This window comes from Paraburkholderia susongensis, from assembly GCF_900177725.1.
Classification (GTDB): Bacteria; Pseudomonadota; Gammaproteobacteria; order Burkholderiales; family Burkholderiaceae; genus Paraburkholderia; species Paraburkholderia susongensis.
The window spans coordinates 235,303-256,471 of sequence record NZ_FXAT01000008.1; the positions used below are offsets into that span (position 1 = coordinate 235,303).

Genomic DNA, 21,169 nt, shown 5'->3' on the forward strand with positions numbered 1-21,169 from the left:
TCAACTCCTCACAACTTCACGACCGCACTGATTTGCTCTAACCTCTGTGCCCAGGTGTGGTTCTCTCGCACATATTTCGCACCGGCTTCGGCACGATCGAGATCATCCTGCGACGGTCCGTGACGCAGTCGTGCTAACAGATCACGCGTCTCTTCGTAAGTATTCACAACGTGGCAGAAATCGCGGAAATAGCGATCCACGGCACGGCTCGGGTTCGTTACCGCAATGCCCCCGCACGCCAGAATCTCAAGCAGGCGGCGAGAAAACATGGTTTCTGAACTCGTGACCGAATTCACGTTGAGAGAAACCACGTGCGACTTGTAGACGTTCGCTGTCTCGCGGTGCGGCACCTTGCCGTGCAGGCGCATCTGGCTCGTCTTCGGAAAGCGGAACTCGAGATGGCGCGATAGCCGGTCGTGGTTCCGGTCGAACACATTGAGTGGCATCTGGTTGTGCTCGCAGATCTCGAACACCATGTCGAGAAAACGGCGCCGCTCATTCAGAATACGGCGGTAATAACTGCCCGTAAAACAGACTTCGTTGCGCGTGAAATTGAAGCCTGTGAAGCTGTGAAAAGCCGGCTGAAACGGCATAACCAGCGTATTCACAGGCACATGCGCGGGCACTTGCCGGCGATAGCGTTCGAGGCATTCTTCGTCTGTCGTGAAGACGTAATCGAACGCCTTCGCCACGTCGATGAACGCTTCGAAGAACGGACCGTCGTCCTTGTTCCAGAACACCGTGGGAATTCCGGCCTTGCGCGCGAAATCGACCAGATGAAAAATCGCCTTTGGCTTCGTGAGGCGAAGCATTTTTGGCTGCTTCGCCAGTTCATAGCGCCAGCTTCCATTCACGCCGTGAAAGGCCGATTCGGCGAGCACCAGGTCCGGCTTCCAGTAGCCGATGACGTCGCGGTAATTCGACGGCGTCATCACGCGCACACGGCATTCGGCGGATAGACAGTCTGCCGTGAAATAGTCCGTGACGAGCGCAATCTTCAGCCGGCCAAAGCGGCCGGCCCGTTCGACATCTTCCGATACTTTCGGATAGTCGTAGACCAGTGAACCCAGCCTTCTAATGACTCTGCCAACCATTCCCCTCACCCCGCACTCTTGGGTAGTGCCTCGATGACAAAATCGCGCCAGCAACGCCGCGTGGTCGCGTATTCTTTTGCTCGCTCGCCGAGCGCGGCGAGCGCCGTGCGATCGGCCAATGCCGTTTCGATCACGCGCGCGAGATCCGCCGCGTCGCCCGCGTTGAAGAACCAGCCTGCGGGGCGTGCGCCCATTTCGTCGCGGAACACCGGCAGGTCGGGCACGATGACCGGTTTACCCATCGCCATCGCCTCGACGAGCTTGATGGGCGGCACGATCTCGCAAACCTTGAACGGTTTGCGCGGAATGCACACGAGCGCGCAACGGCTCAACGCCTCATGCGCCTGTTGTGGCGACGTGCGGCCCAAAAAGCGGATCTGCTCCGACAAGCCGAGGCGCTGCACCTGCGCTTCAAGCGCCGCACGCGCTTCGCCGTCGCCGATGATCATCACGTTCGGCTGCGCGCCGCGTGCACGTAGTTGCGCCACCGCGTCGATCAGCGTATCGAGGCCTTCGTAGCCCATCAACGAACCCGCGTAGCCTATCGTGTTCGGTTCGAGTTCGCGTGGCGTGATCATTGCAAACCGCTCGGGCTCCACGCAATTGGGCAGCAGAAACATCCGTTCTTCCGCAATGCCCCAGCGCTCACGAGCGAAGCGACCCAGTTGCTCCGAAATCACGAAGACACGGTCCGCGTGCTGTGCGACCAGGCCTTCCAATTCCAGACCTTGCCTGAACCCTTGACGTCCCTCGAAATGCGGCAGACGCGAAATGCGCGTGAGTTCCCACAAGCCACGCATTTCGTATTGGAAAGGGATGCCCAATTGCCGCGCGGCCAACAGTGCGGGCAACGCATTGACGTGATTCGACGCCGCGTGAATCACCGACACTCGATGCTGCTTCGCCCACTGCGCCAGCACGCGTGCGGCTTGCATTGCATAAAGCAGCACCGGACGGTTGTTGGCCGGTCCGGCTACGTGCCGATAGCGCACTTCTCCAACCTGTGTTTCGTCGCCCTCGGCATCGCGCAAACGGTCGACGCGATCAAACGGATAGCCCGGACGCGTCAACGCATGCACGCTGCCGCCAGCCGATCGCATTGCACGGATGATTTCGTGCGTGCGCGTGGTGTAACCGCTCGTGTGGTACGGCAATGCGCTTGCGGCCACGTAAAGCAGGTTCGGCGAACCCGCCTGGAACGCCCGTGTATTCGCGGAGCGTTTCAGTTTGTGCTCCAGCGCCCGGACGGTGAGCCATCGGCTGAAACCGAGGTAGGGCTCGGTCACGAACGTCTGCAGAGAATTGAGTAGGCCGCTCATGCTCGCGCTTTCCCCTGCGGCTTGATCTCCGCATGAGCGAGATCGACCGTCTTCGCCGTCTTGATGCGGCCGCGCGCGTGCAGATCGAGAAACTCGGCGGTCGTGATCACATCGTAGTCTTTCGTCAGACGTGACACCAGCTTGCGGTAGCCCTCGACGCGCTGGTCATCGCGATACGTCGCGTAGCCCTTTTCGTCCCAGTAGAGCAGCGACCACGAATGCAGCAGGAAAATCGAGAACATCGGACTGCCGCTGAATGCGTCGAAAAGCAGCTTTCCCCACCACGGACGAAACCGGAAATACGGTGATTCCGGGTACGTGAGGCGCGCCCACCACTCGTCCTTGCCGACCTTCGGCAGGATCTTCTTCTCCGTCATCGGTACTTCGATCACGCCATTGGACCAGGCAAACGGATGGTTCGTGGGCTCACTGAACAAGCATTGAGTTGCGTGCACGGCGCACATCGAGTTATTGAACGACAACGGTATGCCTGCAGCTTCCAGCGCACGTATCGTGCACGCATTCCACCGAAATGAACCTGCACGATGCGCAAGCACCGGCTTGCCCGTCTGCTCGGAAATCAGATCGCCAAAATACTTGATGACGAATTCGGCGCGCGCATCGTCGGTATATTGGTTCATGTATTGGGGCCGGCGATCCAACCCGTGCTCAGCCCAGAACGAATCGGGCAAATACTCGGGATGCGTGTGCAGTTGCACGTCCTGCCCGACCGAGTCGAGCCAACGTACGACCTCGCGCGTTTCGTCGAGATACGACCAGGGGCCGCATTGATCGACGAAGTACACATGCTTGACGCCGAACTCATCGCCGATCTCGGCCATCTCACGAATCCCCGCGGTACCGCGGTCGTGCACGCCCCACATGAGCCGCTTGACGTGATCGTGCGGCGCGCGCTTGGGGAGCGCCTCCGTATCGACCGTCAACATCGCATAACGATTCTTGTACATCATTATCAGTTCAATTTAAGCAACGCCTTCCACTCCAGCTCGCTCGCCAGTCCTACGGTCCAGCGGCACGATGTATGCATTGCGATTCCGTCGGCACGTTGCCCCGCATTGCGTTCAAGCGAGCGAACGGGCAGCCAGCAACCGAAGTTCAGCCGCCAGGCGTTGAATAGGATTGGTCGGGACGCTTTTGCCTACTTGTACGCAGCCAATTCCGCTCGGGCAAGCTCGACCGTATGCGTTGTCTTAATCTTGCCCCGTGCATGGAGGTCCAGAAAGTCCGTAGTAGTGATAACGTCGTAGTCCTTGGTCAGGCGGAACAGCAGTTTTCTATATCCTTCCAAGCGCTGATCGTCCCGGTATGTGGCATGGCGCTGCTCGTCCCAATACAACAGGGACCAAGAATGCAATAGGAAAACCGACAATTCGGGACTGCCGCTAAAAACATCGAACAGCGATTTTCTCCACCAAGGACGAACCCGGAAATAGGAGGATTCCGGATACGTCAGGCGGGCCCACCACTCCTTCTTGCCCACCTTGGACTTGATTCTTTTCTCAGTCGTGGGCACCTCAATCACACCGTTGGACCAGAGAAACGGGAGATTCGTGGGTTCGCTGTAGACGCATTGCCCCACATGCACGGCACTCATCGAATTATTGAACGACAGCTGGATGCCCGCAACCTTGAGCGCTCGAATCGTGCCGGCATTCCAGCGGAACGATCCTCCCCGGTGCGCAAGCACGGGCTTGCCGGTGCACTCCGAAAGTAGGGTGCCGAAATGCTTGATCACAAGTTCGGCTCGACTATCTTCCGCATATTGATTCATGTGCTTCGGATGCCGGGCCAGTCCATGTTCGTCCCAAAAGGCATCAGGCAAATACTCCGGATGAGTATGCAATTGAACATCCTGCCCCGCCGCATCAAGCCAGCGCATCACCTCGCGCGTCTCATCCAGCCGGGAATAGGCCCCGCACGCATCGACAAAGAAAACGTGCTTGACGCCGAACTCATCACCGATTGCGGCCATCTCCGCAATACCGGCCTGGCCTTTCTCGTGCCTCCCCCACATAAGCCGCGTAACGTGATCGTCCGCCGCGCGCCTGGGCAGTGCCTCAGTATCCACCGTCAACAGGGCATAACGATTCTTTCCGATCATAGACTGTACATTTCCAGTAAAACTTTCCACTCGCCCTCACTCACCAACTCCGCTGCCGGCGGATCGATGCTGGCAGTGCGACAACGCCATGCCAGAAGGGCGCACTTTCATTCTCGATAAGAACGCCCATCGCCACTCAGTTCCGGTAGATACTCCGCTAACAAATCCCGACGGGGCAAATATTCGCCCAAGTTTCCCAAAGAGTTACCTCAAGGGTTTGTCAATATATATGTATCAAAACTCTGGCGTTCGAGGTGGTCGCAATCCATAACTGACTCAACAAACTCAAACACGTTGCCGGTAGGAAGCTGCTGAAGGCAATCTGGTGTAAGCTCCCACCATTCAGATCGCAACAAACCATTAATAACATCCGAAGGGAATCTCAATTTGATTACACGAGCCGGCGCTCCAACAGCTATTCCATAAGGCGGAATATCCTTTGTAACAACTGCGTTTGCCCCAACGACAGCCCCAACGCCAACATACACGCCAGGCATAATAATTGCGCCGTCGCCAACCCAAACATCGTTATCAACGACTGTGAAGCGACTTCGGACTTCCCTCTCCCCCAGCAGAAACTTCCGTTCTTCCTCATTGTATGGCCGTGCGGTGCCATTTCTAATTGCCGGTGAGCTGCTTAGGCCAGTAGTCGAGTGCATCCCGGCTCCTATAGTTACTCTTCTCCCAATGCTGCAATACCGCCCTATGAACACATTCTCTCGCATATAACCGCCATCATTCATATAACTATATGCTCCGATGAATGAGCAACGAGATGAAGCGATTACCGGCGAGCTCAACTGTGCACCATCTTCGAAGTAGCAGTAATTCAGATTGCCCGCACACTGCCTTCTAATCCCATGGCATTCAATATCATGAATTGAAATAGGCGCAGCATCAAGTTTCCCCGCGTCTCTAAAGTGTGATAGCTTAGCCGCGATGTTCATCATAGATACCTGATAAATTACTTCTAAAAGAATTTTTCACAACCGTTGCTCTTCAATCACGCTATAAACTTCAGTGCCGCTCCAGTTCTTTATCGCACCTTGAAAGCAACATCAAAATAGAGCTCCAGTTCTTTTCCGAGTACGATATTTTCAGCAGCTCGCAGTCGCACTCTTGCCGCCGCCAGGGCATCAATGACCTCATGGGTGCAGGACATGTAGCCACTGGTGTGATAAGACAAGGTGCTGGCGGCCACGTACAGCAGGCCTCTCGGTTCCGGCGTGTACGGCGTCGTCGCCCTCCGCACCCCGAATTCCAGCGCCCGCGCCGTGACCGAACGGGTGAAGGCCAACCACGATTCGGTCGGCAAAATCTGAAGAGAATCGAGCAGGAATTTCATGCCGATTCCCACTCTGCGTCATTCTCGCCTCGTCCCCGATATCAGCCTTTTCGCGGATCCCTGCCATTCCGCGTTCGTGTTCGCCCCACATCAGCCGCTTGACGTGATCATCCGGCGCGCGCTTGGGCTGCGCCTTCGTATCCACAGTTACCACGGCATAGCGACTTCCTTTCATGGCACCGCGCCCCATTCCAACAGAGTAGCGACAGCGGCCGAGAGTGGTACAACCAACGCATGCCGATAGCGCCACGCAAGGTAGGCCAGCTTCTGCTCACGGTGGCGCGCGGCCGGGCCTGTCCAGTTCGGCAAGTACTCCACCAACCACCCCAGCCGCGCATAGTATGCGAAATCGGCCACGTCCGTAAGCAACACGGGGGTGAACTGTGCCGACATCCCCTCCAATCGGGCGATCTCATCACATACCTGGTAAATAGTCTCGCGCGTGCTCCCAAGCGCCCAAAGCACAACCACTGTGCCCTCCTCGGATCGCTCGGCATGCTTCAGCGCCACCGGCCACCCGCCCTGCGGAACAAACCCGTGCTTAATGCCCAGTAGCGCCTGCGCATCGGCAAGCCTAGCGAGGAGCGTCTCGCGCCATCCATATGGCACCAGTCGGTAACGCAATGTGGTCCGGCGGTCGAAGGCACGCGCCAGAGCCTTCCATTGGCAGCGCACGGACAGCAACTCATCCCTGTTGATCATCGCCGTCCGCCATCTATCAGCGTTAACATTTCCTCGGCTGCCATCTCAGCACCATTCATCGGTACTGGACACTGGCGCATCCCTGCCAGTGCTACGAGATCCAAGACAGCCACAACAGCCGCCTGAAGCTCGGTTTCATTCGTACACGGCGAGACCACCACCGGCGCATGCCCGGCTACTAATTGCGCGCGGCGAAGCTGGTCGTCTAGTGTCGCACTCGTATTCGGCACTAAAAGCGACGGAACCTGGGTTTGCACCACCTCGCAACAAGTGTTGTACCCCGCCGCACCGACAAAAACATCGAAGGCGCGCATATAACGCACAAGCGGATAAGCCGAAATCGAGCGAATCCCATCTGGCAATACAACTTCTTTCACCGATATCGGATTCCTGGCCCAGACAATCTCGAAGCCCGCATCCTGCAATTGCCGGATCAAACCCGCCGCCACGCTCTCCACGTCATTGATGTTCCCAGCACCGAGGGAAAACAACGCATAGCGCCCTGCCAGGGGCAGCCCGAGAGCACTTCGAGCCTGCTCCCGGTCAAGCAACTCGTCTTCGTCCAGAATGCAGACAGGCGGCACACGAACCTGCGCCCGGGCGAACTCACCATCTTCGACGGCAAACGAATCACCCACCTCGCCTGGCCGCACAATCAGGCTGAAGATATCGCGTCTGGAAAATGACTTTTCCTTGCCCGCCCGATACAAGCCTCGGTTCGACCACACCAGCTTTGCCTTCCCGTACCTCTCGCACGCCGCGATAAAGCCTTGGTAAGGCCAAGTTCCATCGAAGACCACTACCTCCGGTGCCACCCGCTCCAGCATCATTCCCAAGCGTACACACAACTCGCGATTCCAGTCCCGTGAACTCGCGCGCGACCAGTTGGAAGAGACGAAATAGTCCGCATCGAAACCCATCTCTTCGATGATCTCGATCGCTGCTGCCAACGAGAAGAACACTGGCTTCACCCGACTGCGCATTTGCCGCGCGTAGGACAGGCAACGGTTCATGTGGCCTAGTCCGGCACCATTTGTGCAAAGGAAAAGGACGGTGTTCAAAATTACAGCCGCCAAACAGTAAAGCTCGACTCCCGCAACCTCGCGGCATCGAAAACCGACTTTACGTCGACAAAAACACCCCGCGGCACCAGTAGCCGCTCGATGTCGGCCGGCGAAAGACGCGTATATTCCTGATGAGAAACGGCTGCAACAACCGCATTGGCCTGTGGCAGGTTCTCCAGGCGTTTCAAGGAGACGTTGTATTCATCTAACGCCTCATCAGGATCAGCGTGCGGATCCGTAACATGAACTTCCACCCCGTAACTCTGGAGTTCACGAATCACGTCGACGACCTTGCTGTTACGAAGATCAGCACAATTCTCCTTGAATGTCAGCCCTAGGACGTTGACTCGCGCCCCCTTGACCAACATTCCGGTTGCGATAATGTTTTTGACGGTCTGCTCGGCAATGTATTTCCCCATGCTGTCGTTAATTCGTCGCCCCGCAAGAATCACCTGCGGGTGATACCCCACGACCTCCGCCTTATGCGTTAGATAGTAGGGGTCCACTCCAATGCAGTGCCCACCCACCAACCCAGGCCTGAACTTCAAGAAATTCCACTTGGTGCCTGCCGCATCCAGCACCTCGTTGGTATCGATGCCCAACCTGTTGAAGATGAGTGCGAGTTCGTTCATCAGCGCGATATTGAGATCTCGTTGAGTGTTCTCGATGACCTTGGCAGCCTCGGCGGCCTTGATGGAACTGGCCCGAAAAACGCCTGGTTCGATGATCGACTCGTACAAGGTCGCCACCGTGGACAGTGTCTCCGGGGTATCGCCAGAAACAATCTTGACGATTTTCGTCAGCGTGCGGTCCCGATCACCTGGATTGATGCGTTCCGGACTATAGCCAACGAAAAAATCCTTCTTCCATTTGCGTCCGGACTCGCGCTCCAGCACCGGGATACACATCTCCTCGGTAGCTCCGGGATACACCGTCGATTCATATACCACGACGGCTCCCTGCTTCATGTGCTGCCCCGCAGCGGCAGAAGCCCCGACCAGCGGCCCGAAATCGGGTGTATTCGCATCGTCCACGGGCGTCGGTACTGCGATGATGATCACGTCGGCCTCTGCCAAAGCCGCAGGCTCATCCGTATAGACGGCGTGGAGACTCGCCTGAAGTTGCGCTTCGCTCAACTCGCGCGACGGATCCACGCCGCGACGGCAAGACTCCACCTTTGAAGCATCGATATCGAACCCGATCGTCTTGACTCTCTTACCGAACTCAACGACAAGCGGCAAGCCAACATATCCCAAACCAATTACAGCAACGCACTGCTCCCGCATTTCATTTCCTTCTATTCTCTGCAAGCCTCAGGTCCCCTCGGCGTTTCTCTCCATAACCCAATAGAGGAGAGCTCACTTGTTGGGTCAGTTTTCCAAGATTTTTAGTTAAACGTCCGAGGCAACCATGCTGCCGATTTGATCGCAGGCAGCGTCGCGAAGTATGCCTCATCCAGCGTCTGATCCATCAAAGTCGAATGGGCCGCTTCCGGTTGTACAGCACAATGTATTCGCCAATAGAACGCCCGGCGATATACACCTGCCTAACGGAAAGTCATACTGCCTTATTCCAATGTCCTAATTTGCGCGGCCATGCCTCCCCTCAGGGTCACCCCATCTGGCGACATCGACACAGGTCGGATACGCGAATGCCGACGCCAATCGCCAGTCACGGGCAATATCGCGGTCCGGCGGCACGTCCAGATTCATCGCCGCGAAAGAGGGGCTCACGCAGCGTGACAGCCGCGCGGTCGTACGCGTCAGCGTGTAGTCGCGAATTCCGGCCGCATCGACATTGGTTCCGGCGTCCCGGCTGATCGGCCCCACATCGACCAGCGACGCCTGCGCCGCGGCCAACGCCTTACGCAGCCGTGCCGTGTCGTCGCTGCTGCGCAAACCGTCGTCATCCCCCGAGACCACATACATGACGACCAGCGGGGCCAGCGCGAACCACTGGTAGCGCAATGCCTGTCTGCCGCGCTTTATCTCATTCGCGAAAAAGCCGTCGGCGTTGATTGAGTCTAGTCCGCGTTGATAGACCTCCCCGGCCCAACGCTTCAGATGCTCATCGTGTTGTAGCGTGCCAATGTTGTGCACAGCCAGCGCCGACCAGAAGGTAACGTTGTTTTGCTGCTCACCGGGCCGCACTGAGTTCTCCAGTTCGACAAGCGACCGGGCCAACCCAACGAACCACCCGCCGATGAGCGCACGGTCCTCGGCAGACACGTCCATGCGACGGAGTACCGTGCAGTAGGCGTCGCTAGCACTGGCCACCGCCACCGCGCGTTCCACGGTGCCGCCGCGGCCGAGCTTCGTGAAAGCGCCATCGCGAGCCCATTGCCTCAACCACCCCAACGCGCAATCCGCGGACATCGGATCACGTGCTCGTCCCGTTCCGTCGGCCATCTCGCCGAGTTCGTACATCGCATCGCGCAACGGCTTGTTCATTTCCACGCTTCGCTGTTCGAGTCGCGGATCGATCACCGAGTGTTTGTTGTCGATGTAAAAGTCGATGCCCGTCACGGTTACGATCGTCGGGGGCGGAACAGGGCAGACGAAAGCCCGAGCCGGCAGGCTGCAAAAAGCCAGTAGCGCCCACAAGCAGGCGCGCATGGCTACTGTTCTATTAGCTGTTTTGTCCATTCAAAATCCTCGAGTGTCCAGCGAAATCTGTTGCTCTTGTGATTGCCCTCGTCCAGGTGCGAGGATGTGTTGATGTCCGACTCGGTACTTTCCTGGATCACGAGGTTTGGGTAGGCCACGAAACACTCGTGAGCATGTTCTCGTTGCAGATACGAAAGCGCGCCGATATCCAGTGGCATGTCCCGTCTCAGGCTGTGCTGTAGCAGTTCCTCCATAGCGGGTCGCGTGAGTCCCACGGCGTGCGAGGCCACACTGCTACCCATGCAGTGATAGAGATCGTCGCCGACGAACTTCACCCATGTAGGATCCCAATTAAATTGCATTGCACCCAACATGAAGACCCGCCAGTCGGCCGGCAAACGGGAGGCCGTGACCGAGAACCTGACGACGAAGTCACGGTGAAACAATGCATCGTCGTCGAAGATCATCACTCGCTCGTAACCATTCCCAAGGGCATGTTTAAGGATGGCAATGTAGGTCTCGAGGTAACCTCGGGCACCCTGCGAGGCCACGGCCTTCTTGCCGTTGCGCTCCAGGTACGCGACACGGTCGGCCTCGGTGAATGAGCGGTCGAGATAGAACTGTCGCGAGAACTGAATCTGTCGTTCGCCGTCGGGTTTAACCACACCGCCCGCCACATAATCCGCGTACGTACGAGCGAGATCTGCCCGGGAGCCATCGACGGCCTCAAAGGCGACGAACTCGATCCCTAATGCACGAGCTTGCCGCGAGAACGCCGCCAACCGGTCAGGCCGGCGCTTCAGGTTGATGACGTAGACACGATCGAACACATCGTTGAGATGTATAAACCCGCGCGGGAGTCCCGGCGACGCGTGTCCATTCACTTTCCGCTTGCTCGTTCTCTGGGGCACATAGATTCGGTGCGGCTCACGCACCACCGCCCAGCGGCGCGCAAGTTCGGCTTCATTCTTCGTCTTTTTGTACTGGTCGTTCCACGGCAGACTGCAGCGATAGCCCTCGCGCGACTCCCACGATGTGATGTAGTCGTTACTGCCCCTAGCGTCATACAGGTGAGCACTTCCGTTGAAGCCTGCCCGTACGCAACGCATCGTGAAGTCGATGTGCCACTGGCCACGAATCGGGAAATTGATCTCATCTGCATATCCCACCCGATTGAGCACTTCCGGTGTGACCGTGTAGAACGCACCGCCGCACGATTCAGCGTCGACAATGGAACTACAGGTGCCGCTAGCATCGATCTGCTCCGGCGGCAGCTGGAAATTAGCATCCCGCTGGCGCCGGGTCAGCTCGAGGTGCTGCTCATGGTTCTTGTAGACTAGGTGCTGGAAACCACTGCGCTCCATTGCGTTAAGGTAGAGATCATCCCAACCAGGCTTGACGAAGATGATGTCGTCGTCAGCATGGAAGCAAACGTCAAAGCCCAGTTCCACGGCGACATCATTGATCGAGTTGAACTGGCCGCAAGCGTAGGCCGATTGGTTCTCGATAACACGAATGGGTACCGGAGACTGAAGGTTGCGCAGGTACTCTAGCGTGCCGTCTGTCGACCCGTCATCAGCAATGATCAACGTCCAGTCATAGCGTGGGTTGCGTGTGCTGATAAATGTCTCTACAAACTCGCGCACGTAGTCAACACGGTTCCAGGTCTTCACACCCATGATCAACTTGCGATATGGAAGAGCCTTGGCGGGGATACCACGTCTCTGCAAGCTGAGTCCGAGACCAATCTGAAGAAACTCATACGTTTCGGCCGAGATGCGCCTCAATCCGTCCGGGGCATTAAAGAGACGTTCGAACGACCTTTCTCGTTTGGCCGTGTTCAATGCCTGGTCGATGTATGCGGTGTTCGGTGCGTAAGCTTCTACTCCATCAATTTTCGACAGCCGCGAAGCTTCCGCAATTACAGCACGAAGCCGCGAAATATTAGCTTCACCCGTTCGCTGCGCAAATATTTCTTCCAGTGCCGTTACGGCTTTGTCGTTGCCACCCGAGCTATTGAAACGCTCCCACAGTGATACCTCGTCCTGAAACGATGTAGTGCTACGGAATTTGTCATTTTGGGTATTGATGATCCGGCACGGGATGAAACTACCTATTGTGTGCCATCTAAACCAGAGATCATCCGATGTCGGGGCATATTTCATTGCCACCTCGATATCGTGCACGGCGGTGTTAAACATGCTGGCGCGGTACAAAACGCCATCCTTTCCGGTCGGCAGATTCCGAAGCGAAAGCAATGGTTTAGGTTCGGTGATCCACCTGGTGTAAGGCGCAAAGTCACCGCTTTCCGTCAAGGCAATCGTGTGCCCTCGATAGGCTACAATGCAACGACATGTCAGGTACACGTCGATGATGCGATCAAGCCAGTCGTCGGGATAGATCGTGTCGTCGTCACAGGTAACGATCACCGGGTCGCTACCTGTGCTGAACGCCTCTTCGAGCACGGGCAACAGCTTTCGGTAAGGTCCGGTGTTCGGTGTGAAAACTACGTTGATTCCTGTGCATTTACTACCAAGAGAAAGAGACGAAACCCATGTGGGTTCGCAGGCGAAACCTGTGTCCAACAGATACGCATCGCGCGAAACATGAATACGAACCTCGTATGGATACTTTGTCTCCTGCTCGACTAGAGAAGCGACCGTCTCACGAAGTGACTGTTCGCGAGACGCAATGGTTGTCAGCGAAACGATAACTTTATCAAATGGGAGGGCCGGCATCATCGATTTGGTCGGGTATCGATTGATTGAACATTGCATAGCGTTGGTTACGTGATATGTCGATTTTTGTCTACAGTCGCAAAATCAAAAAATTAAGCGACTCATCTGTCATTTTTTGAATTCAGAGAGCTCGAAACTGAGGTCAATATCAGGATCAGCGCCTAGTAGCCCGCTTGATGAGCAAATCTGGGTGAATTCTTGTCAGATATTGCGAAGGAGCCCGCTCCATCCTGCCGAATACTTTCTCCAGTACGACCTCACGTACAAATACGAGAACATTTTGACGATACCACCACTCGACTTTGCTGTTCGTCCACAAAATTTCACGTAGAAAATCTAATGGTACGTATCCATGCTTCTCGAATTTTGTCGCCCAATATTCCGGCCAATTTTCGTTTCGATGATCTGCCCCTCCCTGATGAGGAATAGCCGCTGAAAATAGGATCGCATCGGACAAGCCGCACAGATCAGCTACAAATCCATCCGCCCGACTAGCATCAAGATGTTCAGCAACCTCCAGACTCATTGCAAGATCAAAGCGTCCAAGATTTCCCAAAGGCTGACCTAAGTCGTGTGGAACGAACGAGGCCTCGGGTATAACGAGTCCTGCAATTGCATAGCTGCCATCGACACCCAAAACAAACTCGACCCCGAGTTCTTTTGCCACCTTTACCCATGTTCCAACGCCACATCCAATATCTATCATTGTGCGTGGTTTGAAGTAGCGAAATAAGGCGGGCAGGACCTCTCTTGCAGATGACTCACTGCCATGCCTCTGTTCGTCGTAGAAGGCCTTGTTATAAATTTCCGATTTTTGAACCGATTCAACGGCTCGCACTGAATTATCAGCTTTGCTATCTACTTGCGTTACGTGCACATCTTGCGAAGTTGTCGCATTATGCGCGGCGCAAGTATTCAACCTCTGGACTTGCGCAAGCTGTTCGGACGAACGCGCCATGGCGATCAGGCGCGTGTCTGCACCAGGGGTGCCTGCCTGAATTGAGGACTCAAAGTGCCTAAGTGCGCGGGGCATATCGCCCGCCAACACAGCAGCGCGCCCAAGACTGTTCAAGGCGCCCGCGGTAAGAATTTGCGCAATGAGCTTCTTGCTACAACCCCATTCACGGGCAAGCTGCAGAAACTGCCTCGCCAGGATGTTGTTGTCGATTTGAAGATGGCTAGCCGCAACAAGCATGGCTAGCCTAGCCCGTTCCGGATGATGCCGGAGCATCTCTTTATCGATTTTCGAGAGCCTCTCCCAATCGCCAAACTGCCACTGAGTGCGAGCGCGCTCCAGCAAGTTCTCGTCATAGGGAACGACGACCGATTCCAACTGCAGTTCAATAACCATGACCGCATTCCTGGCAAAGACCTTGCGTCGGCGAGTAGTTTTCGAAGATGCCTTCATAGACCAGGTTCTCTAACTTCATAGACTCTGTTCCCTAAACAGCATGTCCTTGATCAGGTCAAGCTGTGCCTCGGCCCTGACCAGTTCCTCATGCATCAGTTGCTGACGCGCCGTAAGCTCAGCTTCTTTGGCCTGACGGCTGTTCATCTGCTGCTGCAAGTCGCCTACTTGTTTTGAGCGATCTGATGCCAGCTTCGCCGTCTCTTCCTGCCGCCCCGCCAGCGCCGTCTTTTCCTGCTCCAGTTGCACTGCGGCCTGCTTCAGCGCCGCCACTTCCTGACCGCGCTCTTCCGCCAGCTTTGCCGCCTCGTCCTGCCGCTCTGCCAGCGCCGTCTTTTCCTGCTCCACTTGCACTGCGGCCTGCTTCAGCGCTGCCACTTCCTGGCCGCGCTCTTCCACCAGCTTTGCCGCCTCGTCCTGCCGTTCCGCCAGCGCCGTCTTTTCCTGCTCCAGTTGCACTGCGGCCTGCTTCAGCGCCGCCACTTCCTGACCGCGCTCTTCCGCCAGCTTTGCCGCCTCGTCCTGCCGCTCTGCCAGCGCCGTCTTTTCCTGCTCCAGTTGCACTGCGGCCTGCTTCAGCGCTGCCACTTCCTGGCCGCGCTCTTCCGCCAGCCTCGCCGTCTCGTCCTGCCGTTCCGCCAGCGCCGTCTTTTCCTGCTCCAGTTGCACTGCGGCCTGCTTCAGCGCTGCCACTTCCTGGCCGCGCTCTTCCGCCAGCCTCGCCGTCTCGTCCTGCCGTTCCGCCAGCGCCGTCTTTTCCTGCTCCAGTTGCACTGCGGCCTGCTTCAGCGCCGCCACTTCCTGGCCGCGCTCTTCCGCCAGCCTCGCCGTCTCGTCCTGCCGTTCCGCCAGCGCCGTCTTTTCCTGCTCCAGTTGCACTGCGGCCTGCTTCAGCGCCGCCACTTCCTGGCCGCGCTCTTCCGCCAGCCTCGCCGCCTCGTCCTGCCGTTCCGCCAGCGCCGTCTTTTCCTGCTCCAGTTGCACTGCGGCCTGCTTCAGCGCCGCCACTTCCTGGCCGCGCTCTTCCGCCAGCCTCGCCGCCTCGTCCTGCCGTTCCGCCAGCGCCGTCTTTTCCTGCTCCACTTGCGCCTTCGCCTGCTTCAGCGCTGCCACTTCCTGGTCGCGCTCTTCCGCCAGCCTCGCCGTCTCGTCCTGCCGTTCCGCCAGCGCCGTCTTTTCCTGCTCCAGTTGCACCATCGCCTGCTTCAGCGCTGCCACTTCCTGGTCGCGCTCTTCCGCCAGCCTCGCCGTCTCGTCCTGCCGTTCCGCCAGCGCCGTCTTTTCCTGCTCCAGTTGCACCTTCGCCTGCTTCAGCGCTGCCACTTCCTGGTCGCGCTCTTCCGCCAGCCTCGCCGTCTCGTCCTGCCGTTCCGCCAGCGCCGTCTTTTCCTGCTCCAGTTGCACCATCGCCTGCTTCAGCGCTGCCACTTCCTGGTCGCGCTCTTCCGCCAGCCTCGCCGTCTCGTCCTGCCGTTCCGCCAGCGCCGTCTTTTCCTGCTCCAGTTGCACTGCGGCCTGCTTCAGCGCTGCCACTTCCTGGCCGCGCTCTTCCGCCAGCTTTGCCGCCTCGTCCTGCCGTTCTGCCAGCGCCGTCTTTTCCTGCTCCAGTTGCACCATCGCCTGCTTCAGCGCTGCCACTTCCCGGCCGCGCTCCTCCGCCAGCTTCGATTGCACATCTCGTTCTCTTGTCAGACTGTTCAACTGCCGCTCGACCTCGGCACGACGTTCGGCAAAGGCAGACTTCTCCCTTGCCTCTCGTTGACGGACATGCTTTGCCTCGTAACGCAACTGATTGGCCTGGCGAGCTTCAGAATCGCTGAATTGTGTATCCGGCGACAGGATATCCAGCACGGCCTCCGCCTCGATGATGTTGCCCGCCTCGTGAAGTCTGAAGGCGAGCCATTTCAACCGGTAGGGCTTCGGATCAAGCGCGTGCGCACGACGCGCGGCTTCGGCCGTATTGGCGCGATCGCTGTTCATCAATTGCCGAGCTAATACCGTATAGGCATTGGCCTGCATTGCTGGTGAGATCGAAACCTTGGCCAGTAGCTTTGCGACTGCGTCAAAGCCACCTTCGCGGTACACCTCTATGGCCTTGTCGAACCCTTTCCCGCCCAGCGAGTCAGGCGGCGTTTTCCGTGTCGACTCCCTCCAGATTTTTCCGAGCTTGCCCGGCATCGAGAGCAGTGAGGCCGGCGTATCCACGCCTTCGATCAAGATGCTCCCCAACCTAGCGTTCAGGGAATTTTGCGCTTGAATTTCGTGGACTTTGCGCTGCATCTCTACCAGAACGCGCAAACGCTGGCCTTCTGCCAGGACATCGATGATCTCGTCATCAATCCAAGCTTTACCAAGCGCGCTGCCACTTTGCGAACTCGTTGGCTGCCCCTTTTCGACATCCTGGCTCGTCAAGTAGTAATGCTCCAGTTCTTCCTGAACTCGGTGGAGTTGAAGAAGCAGCCGTTCATTTTTCTCTTCCATCTCATTGAGACGGGATTCGAAATTAGCCGGATTATTCTGGTTTTTCGTCATTTCTTGTCTTTCCAGATGCCACGGGTATCGATGAGTACCTGTCCGTTATTGAGCCCGAACTCCATACACTTGAATTCAGCGTGATCGACGAGCAAAACGAGTATGTGTGCCCAAGCGACAGCTTCGTCTGGGGACATCAGAATTACTTCCGAGCTTGTCAGCTCCTCGGGCAATGTTTGCAGGTTGGGCTCGACAATTGCGACTCTCCCCTCGCGGCGATCCGCTAGAGCCAAGGCAATTTTTAGCGCCGGACTTTCGCGCAGGTCATCGACATCTGCTTTGTAGGTAACACCCAAGCACGCAATACGGATGTCTTCAGACGCAATATTCAACGTGGCAAGTGTGGTAACCGCCCGCTCAACCTTTCGAATCACCCAAGCCGGCTTGGCGTCATTGACCTCACGCGCGGAACGGATCAGCTTTGCATCATCCGGCGCACCATGCACGATGAACCAAGGATCGATGGCAATGCAATGCCCCCCCACCCCGCAGCCCGGCTGCAGAATGTTAACGCGCGGATGCCGGTTAGCAAGACGGATCAATTCCCATACATCGATGCCCTGCCCGTCACAAATCATCGAAAGTTCATTCGCCAAGGCGATGTTTACGTCTCGAAAACTGTTTTCAGCCAGCTTGCACATTTCTGCCACGCGCACCTGCGTGACCACACATTCACCCTGAACAAATAATTTATAAAGCGCACTTGCTGCTTCTGAACACTTCAGCGTCATTCCACCGACTATGCGATCGTTCGCGACCAATTCATGCACGATGCGCCCAGGTAGAACGCGTTCGGGGCAGTAAGCAATGCGAATGTCAGAGTTATCCCCGGTCTGCTGGGGAAACGTGAGATCCGGTCGGAGTTCCGCCAGCCATTGCGCGAGTTGCCCGGTCGTGCCCACTGGCGATGTAGATTCCAGAATGACCAGATTACCTTCCGCCAGCACTGGTGCAATTGACTGCGCGGCAGCCTCGATGTAACTCACATCGGGCTTCTGATCCTCCGTCAATGGTGTCGGCACAGCGATGACAAAAGCGTCGGCTGGCTCAGGTCGCATCGTCGCCCGCAGATACCCAGAACCAACCGCCGCCTGAACCAGAATATCCAGTTCAGGTTCTTCGATGTGAACACCTCCCCGATTAATGGTATCAACGACATACGGGGAAACATCGACACCGATCACCCGATGCCTGCGCGACGCGAACAACGTTGCAGTAGGTAAGCCAATGTAACCTAGCCCAATTATTGATATTGTATCTAACATGCTTTCATCAAAACATTGCGAGTCCGCGGGGTAACCTTGCAGTCACGGCAGGGATTTGCTGCCCGCGAAATCGAAGCATCGGCAATCTCAACGTCAAGCAGATGCGCACACTTGAGACTGTATCCAGCAGCGCACCAATGACCGCGTTACCCATTACATGAATATTCGAACCGCTACTTTCTTCATGCAACGAATTGCCTAGCGCGGTCCGTCTGGGGCGATATGACAGCCAGGCAGCACGCTCGAGCCTGCCATTAGCTTCTTCCGGCGATGACGTGAACAAATCGCCAGCGCGCGATAATCAGGGTCTTCATTCCGCTCTCAATCCACGTGATCAAGGACGATACTTTCGACCAATTTCACAACACCGATCGTCGCTAGCGCCACTAGCAAGGTAACGAACGCGTTGTAGAAGCGTGTAGGCTCCATCGGATAGCCCGGCAGAGTCGGAGCTTGCAGAATCGACACCATCTTGAGCGTACGTGCGGCATTCATGCGACCTTGCTCTAACGCCGAGAGCGCCGTCTTGTATAAATCCCCTGTAAAGCTGACCTGCATTTGCAGACGCTGAAATTCTTCGACGGTGTAGTTGAGTGTTCTTCTTGAGGGAGACGCCAATTCAGCGCGCTTCTGAGAAATCTGTCCCTCAATTGCGCTGAGATTCTTTTTGAGCATCACTACAGTAGGTTGATTTGGATTCAACGTGGCAGGTAAAGATGCCAGTTGTGTCTGGATAGCCGTTTTCTGTGTCTCAAGGTTGGCGATAATTGCATTGAGATTTTCAGCGGTAGCTTGCGGGGCAACCAAACCCTGACGATTCTGGAAGTCAATCAGGTTTCTCGTACTTTCCAAAAGGCGATCATGTGTGAGCGCCACCTGTTTCGTCAAAAAATCGACTTGTGACTGCGCGATTTGATGTCCTATCAAGTTCATATGTGCCTGACCCTCGCGAATCATAAATTGCACGATTTTTTGCGCAGTTTCAGGATCATAGGCCTGAACTGTAATATCTAGCACACCATTGTAATCATCGTACTCGACATCGACACGAGATAGCCAATATTTATAAAACCACTCGATTGGCTCGTCCTTGAACCACATCCGCGAGAAGGGATCCTTGTGCCAGTTACTGTAGTGGGAACGCAGGTCGAAAGCAGCGTCGAGCTTGTTGAGCATATCGAGCGACAAAAGATATGAACTTAACAAAAGCTGATCGCCGCTATTCTGGCTACCGATTCCCGCAATACTGGCAATTCCAATAGGCGAGCTTCCACCCGAACCACCTAGCTGGTCCGTGCTCTGCAGAACGACGGTTGCACTAGAAACATATCGATTGGAGGAAAAAAACAACCAATATGGTATAGACAAAATCGCGTAAACGACAATTAGCCTAACAATAAGACGAAAGACTTTAACCGAAAATATCCACTTCTTCGACACCCCATAAAATCCACTCACGCGATTCGCAAAATCAGCGCTACTTATCGATGTTTCGCTCATGACAAAATCTTATCCTTATACACTTTCAATGCGTCATCGATTTTATCGAACCAATGAGCCCGCCCGCCATCGATCCATATGGCAGATTGACAGAACTGCTTGAGCGTCGTCTCGTCATGCGACACCATAATCACACTTGCCCGATTCGCCATGTTTTTGAATGCATCGTGTGCTTTTTTTCTAAACCTGGCATCGCCGGCAGAAGTCACCTCATCCGAGATATAAACGTCAAAATTGAAGGCCAATGACAAGGCAAATTGCAGACGCGATCGCATACCAGAGGAATACGTCCTCACAGGAGCATTGAATGCATCGCCCAATTCGGCGAAATCCTGGATAAATGCAAGACGATCCGTAAGCTCATTCTGGTGACCATGTGCCCGGCACACAAATTTTGCATTTTGTTTCCCCGTCAGTGTCCCCTCCAGGCCACCCGCCCCCATTGGCCAAGACACCCTGCAACGTCGCTCTACGCGCCCTTTCGTTGGAAAATCGATGCCGCCAATAATCCGAAGTAGAGTAGATTTGCCCGCACCATTTTTTCCGATCAGCGCAACGCTTTGCTTCGATGGAATCGCCATATCGACGCCGCGCAGCACCCACTCTCCGACCCCATGCTCAGTCGTGTAACGTTTGTGGACGTTCTCAATCAGTATCACAGCATCACCAGCTTTCGGGAAAACCGTTTATAAAGCGCCAACCCGAGCAACAGAAGACCCAGTGCCCAAGCGTATAGGTATTCGAGACTCACCCCCTTGAGCACATGGTATTCCGGTAAAAAGCCAAGTCGCATCATTTCGACCCCATTGACAATTGGGTTCGCCACAAAAATATACTGATACGGAAGTGGAATGTACATCGAAATTGGCATTAGAGCACCTGAGATGTAATAGAGTGGCAAATACAGCATCTTGAAGATGTGATCAACCTCCCTAACATAACTCATTAGGACTGAAGTAACGAGGCCAAACCCCAGTCCCAACAACCATAGCCCTAGAACGCTTGCGATTACCAGTAACGGATCCTGCGGCAACCAGATGGGATTTTGCGTATTCTGCGTCATCCCGTGGCCAAACCCGAGTACTATCGAAAACATGACAATCGAAACCGGCACCATCAAAAATATTTCCAGTACAGCCCGGACGATTGCTGCATCGAATGGCTTAACCTGTCGGTAAGCAAAAAACGCCTTGTTGCAATCAACCCCGTGCAAAACCTGCATCCAAGTTCGGCGCCAAAGCAGAAATCCGATGAACCCAGCGACGATCCACATGTTGATCGCCAGCCCTCCCACTTGGTGAATTCGGAACGTCTCGAATCCAAACGCATGCAATGCGATATAGACGATAGGCTCTAACAAGAGCCACAGCCACGCTGCACGCGCCTCAAATAGGCGATCCAATGCCTCTCGCAAGAACATCGCCCACCAGACGGAGATCGTTACTTCTAGGGGTGTACGACTTCTCCCGGTCAT

General features: G+C 55.9%; 17 protein-coding genes. All 17 read right to left on the reverse strand.

Annotated features, from left to right (window positions below):
- Positions 1 to 8 precede the first annotated feature (8 nt).
- Positions 9 to 1,148 carry a CgeB family protein gene (locus B9Z01_RS23460; protein ID WP_244196140.1) on the reverse strand — a complete coding sequence of 380 codons (1,140 nt, stop codon included), beginning with the start codon at positions 1,146 to 1,148 and terminating at the stop codon, positions 9 to 11.
- Complete coding sequence (locus B9Z01_RS23465; RefSeq protein WP_085487439.1) at positions 1,100 to 2,413, reverse strand: glycosyltransferase family 4 protein; 1,314 nt, start codon at positions 2,411 to 2,413, stop codon at positions 1,100 to 1,102. Before B9Z01_RS23465 ends, B9Z01_RS23460 begins: the two co-directional genes overlap by 49 nt.
- Positions 2,410 to 3,384 carry a polysaccharide deacetylase family protein gene (locus tag B9Z01_RS23470; RefSeq protein ID WP_338047409.1) on the reverse strand — a complete coding sequence of 325 codons (975 nt, stop codon included), beginning with the start codon at positions 3,382 to 3,384 and terminating at the stop codon, positions 2,410 to 2,412. The genes B9Z01_RS23465 and B9Z01_RS23470 overlap by 4 nt, the downstream gene beginning before the upstream one ends.
- Positions 3,385 to 3,572: 188 nt before the next feature.
- Entirely contained in the window at positions 3,573 to 4,535 is a 963-nt protein-coding gene (locus B9Z01_RS23475) for a polysaccharide deacetylase family protein (protein WP_085487441.1), read from the reverse strand.
- 209 nt (positions 4,536 to 4,744) lie between these two features.
- Positions 4,745 to 5,194, reverse strand: a complete 450-nt coding sequence (locus tag B9Z01_RS35680; protein ID WP_167387559.1) for an LbetaH domain-containing protein — start codon at positions 5,192 to 5,194, stop codon at positions 4,745 to 4,747.
- A 377-nt stretch (positions 5,195 to 5,571) separates the two neighbouring features.
- Positions 5,572 to 5,880 (reverse strand): hypothetical protein, encoded by a 309-nt coding sequence (locus B9Z01_RS23485; RefSeq protein ID WP_085487445.1) that lies wholly within the window; start codon positions 5,878 to 5,880, stop codon positions 5,572 to 5,574.
- A gap of 171 nt (positions 5,881 to 6,051) precedes the next feature.
- Positions 6,052 to 6,582, reverse strand: coding sequence for a hypothetical protein (locus tag B9Z01_RS23490; protein ID WP_085487447.1), 531 nt, complete (start codon positions 6,580 to 6,582; stop codon positions 6,052 to 6,054).
- Positions 6,579 to 7,595 carry a glycosyltransferase gene (locus B9Z01_RS23495; protein ID WP_085487449.1) on the reverse strand — a complete coding sequence of 339 codons (1,017 nt, stop codon included), beginning with the start codon at positions 7,593 to 7,595 and terminating at the stop codon, positions 6,579 to 6,581. The genes B9Z01_RS23490 and B9Z01_RS23495 overlap by 4 nt, the downstream gene beginning before the upstream one ends.
- A gap of 50 nt (positions 7,596 to 7,645) precedes the next feature.
- Entirely contained in the window at positions 7,646 to 8,932 is a 1,287-nt protein-coding gene (locus B9Z01_RS23500) for a nucleotide sugar dehydrogenase (RefSeq protein WP_085487451.1), read from the reverse strand.
- Between the two features lie 294 nt (positions 8,933 to 9,226).
- Positions 9,227 to 10,171 (reverse strand): alginate lyase family protein, encoded by a 945-nt coding sequence (locus B9Z01_RS23505; RefSeq protein WP_167387560.1) that lies wholly within the window; start codon positions 10,169 to 10,171, stop codon positions 9,227 to 9,229.
- A 92-nt stretch (positions 10,172 to 10,263) separates the two neighbouring features.
- Complete coding sequence (locus B9Z01_RS23510) at positions 10,264 to 12,993, reverse strand: glycosyltransferase (RefSeq protein WP_167387561.1); 2,730 nt, start codon at positions 12,991 to 12,993, stop codon at positions 10,264 to 10,266.
- A gap of 151 nt (positions 12,994 to 13,144) precedes the next feature.
- The gene (locus B9Z01_RS23515; protein ID WP_167387562.1) at positions 13,145 to 14,341 is read right to left on the reverse strand and encodes a methyltransferase domain-containing protein; all 1,197 of its coding nucleotides are present in this window, start codon (positions 14,339 to 14,341) and stop codon (positions 13,145 to 13,147) included.
- A 75-nt stretch (positions 14,342 to 14,416) separates the two neighbouring features.
- Entirely contained in the window at positions 14,417 to 16,930 is a 2,514-nt protein-coding gene (locus B9Z01_RS36675; protein ID WP_085487459.1) for a coiled-coil domain-containing protein, read from the reverse strand.
- Positions 16,927 to 18,195 carry a UDP-N-acetyl-D-mannosamine dehydrogenase gene (gene wecC, locus B9Z01_RS23525; protein WP_085487461.1) on the reverse strand — a complete coding sequence of 423 codons (1,269 nt, stop codon included), beginning with the start codon at positions 18,193 to 18,195 and terminating at the stop codon, positions 16,927 to 16,929. The genes B9Z01_RS36675 and wecC overlap by 4 nt, the downstream gene beginning before the upstream one ends.
- Before the next feature lie 321 nt (positions 18,196 to 18,516).
- Positions 18,517 to 19,695 (reverse strand): KpsE/RkpR family capsule polysaccharide export protein, encoded by a 1,179-nt coding sequence (locus B9Z01_RS23530; RefSeq protein WP_085487463.1) that lies wholly within the window; start codon positions 19,693 to 19,695, stop codon positions 18,517 to 18,519.
- Positions 19,692 to 20,354 carry an ABC transporter ATP-binding protein gene (locus B9Z01_RS23535; protein WP_085487465.1) on the reverse strand — a complete coding sequence of 221 codons (663 nt, stop codon included), beginning with the start codon at positions 20,352 to 20,354 and terminating at the stop codon, positions 19,692 to 19,694. The genes B9Z01_RS23530 and B9Z01_RS23535 overlap by 4 nt, the downstream gene beginning before the upstream one ends.
- A complete protein-coding gene (locus tag B9Z01_RS23540; RefSeq protein WP_085487467.1) occupies positions 20,351 to 21,169 on the reverse strand; it encodes an ABC transporter permease in 819 nt (272 codons plus the stop codon). The genes B9Z01_RS23535 and B9Z01_RS23540 overlap by 4 nt, the downstream gene beginning before the upstream one ends.

Coding starts and splice junctions, on each gene's coding strand:
- B9Z01_RS23465 (WP_085487439.1), bottom strand. CDS start 2,413: ATGAGCGGCCTACTCAATTCTCTGCAGACGTTCGTGACCGAGCCCTAC.
- B9Z01_RS23470 (WP_338047409.1), bottom strand. CDS start 3,384: ATGATGTACAAGAATCGTTATGCGATGTTGACGGTCGATACGGAGGCG.
- B9Z01_RS23475 (WP_085487441.1), bottom strand. CDS start 4,535: ATGATCGGAAAGAATCGTTATGCCCTGTTGACGGTGGATACTGAGGCA.
- B9Z01_RS35680 (WP_167387559.1), bottom strand. CDS start 5,194: ATGCACTCGACTACTGGCCTAAGCAGCTCACCGGCAATTAGAAATGGC.
- B9Z01_RS23485 (WP_085487445.1), bottom strand. CDS start 5,880: ATGAAATTCCTGCTCGATTCTCTTCAGATTTTGCCGACCGAATCGTGG.
- B9Z01_RS23490 (WP_085487447.1), bottom strand. CDS start 6,582: ATGATCAACAGGGATGAGTTGCTGTCCGTGCGCTGCCAATGGAAGGCT.
- B9Z01_RS23495 (WP_085487449.1), bottom strand. CDS start 7,595: ATGAACCGTTGCCTGTCCTACGCGCGGCAAATGCGCAGTCGGGTGAAG.
- B9Z01_RS23500 (WP_085487451.1), bottom strand. CDS start 8,932: ATGCGGGAGCAGTGCGTTGCTGTAATTGGTTTGGGATATGTTGGCTTG.
- B9Z01_RS23510 (WP_167387561.1), bottom strand. CDS start 12,993: ATGATGCCGGCCCTCCCATTTGATAAAGTTATCGTTTCGCTGACAACC.
- B9Z01_RS23515 (WP_167387562.1), bottom strand. CDS start 14,341: ATGGTTATTGAACTGCAGTTGGAATCGGTCGTCGTTCCCTATGACGAG.
- B9Z01_RS36675 (WP_085487459.1), bottom strand. CDS start 16,930: ATGACGAAAAACCAGAATAATCCGGCTAATTTCGAATCCCGTCTCAAT.
- wecC (WP_085487461.1), bottom strand. CDS start 18,195: ATGTTAGATACAATATCAATAATTGGGCTAGGTTACATTGGCTTACCT.
- B9Z01_RS23530 (WP_085487463.1), bottom strand. CDS start 19,695: ATGAGCGAAACATCGATAAGTAGCGCTGATTTTGCGAATCGCGTGAGT.
- B9Z01_RS23540 (WP_085487467.1), bottom strand. CDS start 21,169: ATGACCGGGAGAAGTCGTACACCCCTAGAAGTAACGATCTCCGTCTGG.